General features: G+C 68.8%; 5 protein-coding genes. 1 reads left to right on the top strand and 4 read right to left on the bottom strand.

All coding sequences use genetic code 11. The features are described 5' to 3' along the window. Window positions 1-55 precede the first annotated feature (55 nt). The 4 genes from C1I97_RS32365 to C1I97_RS32350 form a co-directional block, all read right to left on the bottom strand. Window positions 56-385 (bottom strand): hypothetical protein, encoded by a 330-nt coding sequence (locus tag C1I97_RS32365; RefSeq protein ID WP_111006604.1) that lies wholly within the window; start codon window positions 383-385, stop codon window positions 56-58. A gap of 464 nt (window positions 386-849) precedes the next feature. Beyond that, window positions 850-1038: a DUF397 domain-containing protein gene (locus tag C1I97_RS32360; RefSeq protein ID WP_111006603.1), complete on the bottom strand. Its 189-nt coding sequence runs from the start codon at window positions 1036-1038 to the stop codon at window positions 850-852. Window positions 1039-1051: 13 nt separating this feature from the next. Further along, window positions 1052-1906 carry a helix-turn-helix domain-containing protein gene (locus tag C1I97_RS32355; RefSeq protein WP_111006602.1) on the bottom strand — a complete coding sequence of 285 codons (855 nt, stop codon included), beginning with the start codon at window positions 1904-1906 and terminating at the stop codon, window positions 1052-1054. A gap of 122 nt (window positions 1907-2028) precedes the next feature. Further along, window positions 2029-3312, bottom strand: coding sequence for an adenylosuccinate synthase (locus tag C1I97_RS32350; protein WP_111006601.1), 1284 nt, complete (start codon window positions 3310-3312; stop codon window positions 2029-2031). Between the two features lie 196 nt (window positions 3313-3508). Between C1I97_RS32350 and C1I97_RS32345 the strand changes: the two genes are divergently transcribed. Then, window positions 3509-4285, top strand: a 777-nt coding sequence (locus C1I97_RS32345; protein WP_111006605.1) for a diacylglycerol kinase, incomplete at its 3' end; no start/stop codon positions are given.

Below are 4285 nucleotides of genomic sequence, written 5' to 3'. Positions count from 1 at the left end.
CCCGAGGGGTGCGGTGGTCATGACCGGCGGGGTCCTTTCCGAAGGAGTGGGGCGGTCAGACGGTGGCGGGAAGTGAGGGGGACGCGTGGCCGTCGGTTTCGACGTACCGCTCCCCTTCCCCGCTCCGGCTGTTGCGCACGGCATTGCGGATCTTGGCGACGCGGTCTCTCTTGACACCGAGCAACCGCGCGACGTGTTCCACGCGGCCGTACGGGATGGGGTTGTCCGGAGTCCGGGTCGTAGCGGCGCAGACCAGTTCGGCGAGCCTTGCCCGCTCCTTCCGTATTTCCTCTTCCGCCTGGCGGATGGCCTCCTGCTGGCGCGCAATGGCGATCAGCGCCGGTGTCTTCAGGTCTTCCCGGTACCGGGTGTCCTCCGCATTCACACGCCCAGCATGTCACACACCCATCCCGCAACAATCAATTCCCACAGTATGCATTTGGGGCGTTCTGCCGCAGCCCGAGGAGCGCCCGCACGACGGGCACTTCTCACCTCTTCACCACTGCCGCGGCAGCCTGATGGTCCGGACGAGGGACATGTCCGGGTACGGCGGTGCGGTGGATCAGCAGACGCAGCCCGGGCAGGGTGCGCGGGGGTGTGGGTGCGTGTCCCGGCCGTCCCGGCCTGCGGCGCCGACCAGTGGCCGGAAGGAGGAGGGAGATGAGCAGGGCAAGTGTTCGTTCCAGGGCAAGCCGAATAGGCTTGGTCATGTTGACGCTCCTCTGCAGCGTTGACTGGCCCCGGGGTGGTGGCTCACCACCGGGGCATTTTGCGTCAGACGGTAATCGTGCGACTACCCCCTGAAACCAGGCTAGCGCCAACAGTGCTGCCTCATCAACGTTGATGCCGTCAGAGCAAGTCGTCGAACTCCCCCGCCTTGGCTCCGGCGAGGAAAGCCGCGAGCTTGGCGCGGGTGGTCCTGACGACGACATCGGGCTCGTCGCTCTCCCTGACGAGCACCACGCCGTCGACCACTGCCAGCTCAAGGCAGTTGCCCGACTGCTCGGAGTACGACGACTTCCGCCACTGGATGTCCATCTGATTCACGCTCTCACAGCTCCTGCAGCACCTTGCGAATGAAGTCGCGGGAGGGGCCCGGCTCCAGGGACCGCTGCTCCACGCGGTCCAGTACAGCGCGGTAGTTCGTCAGATGCGTCTCCGAGTCCAGAAACGTGACCCCGTTCGGAACGTCGATCTGCACGGTGTCGAGCGGCCGCACAGGACCGCAGGCGTACATGGTCGAACTGCCCGCACTCGGGAACCCTCCCGCTGAGAAGGGCACCACGCGGAGGGTTACCGCCGCTCGCTCCGACTGTTCCAGCATGTGCTCCAACTGCCGTCGTACAACGGCCGGTTCAGCGAACAGCATGCGCAGTGCGGCTTCATGGAGGAGGAAGGAGCAGGTGGGCGGATCGGCCCGGTCCAGCAGCGCCTGACGGCGCATGCGGAAGTCGACCTGGAGGTCCAGCGCCTCGGAGGACAGCGGCGGTACGGCCTCCCCGAAGACGGCACGGGCGTAGTCCTCGTGCTGGAGAAGTCCGGGCAGATGCGTGATCTGCACGTGCCGAAGCGCGGCAGCGTGATGCTCCAGTTCGGCCAGGTCGAGCATGTAGGAGGCGATGGAGTCCCGGAACTCGTCCCACCAGTTGGAGCCGGACCGTTCCCTCGCCATGTCCGCGAGCGCGTCGACGTAGGCGGGATCGGGGCAGGAGTAGTTGGCCGCCCACACCCGCACCCGGTCGGCGCTCACTCCGAACCGGGCGGACTCGGTGTTGCTGATCGCCGTCTTGTCCACGCGGTGCAGCGCGGCGGCCTCGGTGAGGGAGAGCCCGACGTGCTCACGCATCCGACGGAGCTCGATTCCGAGTCTGCGCTGTCGAGCGGTTGGCGGCTTCCGGACCGGCACGAAGTCCCCTCCTTGGCTCCAGGCTGCCCGGCCGACCATTTTTCCACTCGGAGGATCAGGGCGGGACGGCCTGTGCGGTTCACCGCACAGGCCGTCCCGTCACATCTCCCGGAGGGCGACGCCTACAGGAACGAGTTGATCTCGATCGTCTCGTCGCGGCCCGGGCCCACGCCGATCGCGGAGATCGGGGCGCCGGACATGTCCTCCAGGGCCTTGACGTAGGCCTGGGCGTTCTTCGGGAGGTCGGCGAAGGTCTTGGCCTTGGAGATGTCCTCCTGCCAGCCGGGGAGGTACTCGTAGACCGGCTTCGCGTGGTGGAAGTCGGTCTGGGAGTACGGGAGCTCCTCGACGCGCTCGCCGTCGATCTCGTAGGCGACGCAGACCGGGATCTGCTCCCAGCCGCTCAGGACGTCGAGCTTGGTGAGGAAGAAGTCCGTCAGGCCGTTCACCCGGGTCGCGTAGCGGGCGATCACCGCGTCGAACCAGCCGCAGCGGCGGTCGCGGCCGGTCGTCACGCCCCGCTCGCCGCCGATGCGGCGCAGGGCCTCGCCGTCCTCGTCGAACAGCTCGGTCGGGAAGGGACCGGCGCCGACGCGGGTGGTGTAGGCCTTCAGGATGCCGATGACGCGGCTGATCTTCGTCGGGCCCACGCCGGCACCCGTGCAGGCGCCGCCCGCGGTCGGGTTGGAGGAGGTGACGAAGGGGTACGTGCCGTGGTCGATGTCCAGCAGCGTGCCCTGGCCGCCCTCGAAGAGGACCACCTTGTCCTCGTCCAGCGCCTGGTTGAGGACCAGGACGGTGTCGGCGACGTACGGCCTGATCTGCTCGGCGTAGCCCAGCAGCTCCTCGACCACCTGGGTGGCGGTGATCGCGCGCCGGTTGTAGAGCTTGGTGAGGATCTGGTTCTTGACGTCGAGGGCCGCCTCCACCTTCTGGGTGAGGATCGACTCGTCGTACAGGTCCTGCACCCGGATGCCGACGCGGTTGATCTTGTCCGCGTAGGTCGGGCCGATGCCCCGGCCCGTGGTGCCGATCTTGCGCTTGCCGAGGAAGCGTTCCGTCACCTTGTCGACAGTGACGTTGTACGGCGTGATGATGTGGGCGTTGCCGCTGATCAGCAGCTTGGAGGTGTCGACTCCGCGCTCGTTCAGACCGCTCAGCTCGGAGAGCAGGACCGACGGGTCGACGACGACGCCGTTGCCGATGACCGGCGTACAACCGGGCGACAGGATTCCGGAAGGGAGGAGGTGCAGTGCATACTTCTGGTCACCGACGACGACGGTGTGGCCGGCGTTGTTGCCGCCCTGGTATCGCACCACATAGTCCACCGAGCCACCGAGCAGGTCAGTGGCCTTTCCCTTGCCCTCGTCACCCCACTGAGCACCGAGCAGCACAAGTGCGGGCACGCGCGTACACCCCTTCCGGGCGGGGCATGTCCAAGGTCAGGGGCGTACGCGGGCTCACAGCCACGTATCCCCGCGACCGTGGTCGGCCGCACAACCCGTCGGACCGGATGCCCCGGAATAGACGAAGCCCCCGGCGCAATAGCGCAAAGGGGCTCTTGCACAAAGATGCTACCCGAGGAAGCGAGGCAGGACCGAGGTGGCGACTCATCCCACGTCCGATCAGCTGCTGGTGGTCATCGACCCGGTCGCCCGGCGAACGGACGGGGAATCCGTACGGATCGCGAAAGACGTGCTCAGCGGGGGTGCCAGCACGAAGGTGTGCCTGCCGGACGGGCCGGAGGAGTTCGCCCGCGCGCTGGCGCGGCGCGGCTCGCGGCGGCCGGTGGTGGTCGGCGACGACCGGGCGCTGCTGCGGGCGGTGTCGGTGCTGCACCGGCAGCGGGAACTGGCCGAATGCGTGCTGTCGGTCGTGCCGGTCGGGGGTGTCATGCCCCTGGTCCGGTCGCTGGGCGTGCCGACGGGGGCGGTGGCGGCGGCACGGGCGGTGCTGGACGGCGTCGAGCGGCGGCTGGATCTGCTCGTCGACGACAGTGACGGTGTGGTGCTGGGGACGCTGCGGATTCCGCCCGTCTCCCCGCGTGAGGGGCGTGAGGCTCCGATGGGGGCCACGGCCGTCTCGGCGGGGGCCGGGCACCCGTGGCTGCGGACCTGCCAGTCCCTCGTACGGACGCTGGTGCCGCGCCCGCCCCGGACGGCGAACGTGACCGGCCCCGGGCCGGCCCGGCTGCGCGTGGAGGTCGACGGGGTGACGGTCGTGGACCTGGACCAGCCGGTGGAGGCGGTGTCGGTCACGCCGGGGGACTCCGGGACGGCGGCGGTGGAGGTACGGCCCCTGTCGGGGCCCGGCGCGGAAGCCTCGCCCCTGCTGGCTCAGGGGCGCACGGTGACCGTCTCGGGCGCGGACTTCCGCTAC

This window comes from Streptomyces sp. NTH33 (genome assembly GCF_003236365.1).
Lineage (GTDB): Bacteria > Actinomycetota > Actinomycetes > Streptomycetales > Streptomycetaceae > Streptomyces.
This window is presented reverse-complemented; position numbering and strand designations above follow the sequence as displayed.

Excerpts from the sequence above, each read along its gene's own strand:
- C1I97_RS32360 (WP_111006603.1), bottom strand. The coding sequence starts at position 1,038 with ATGGACATCCAGTGGCGGAAGTCGTCGTACTCCGAGCAGTCGGGCAAC.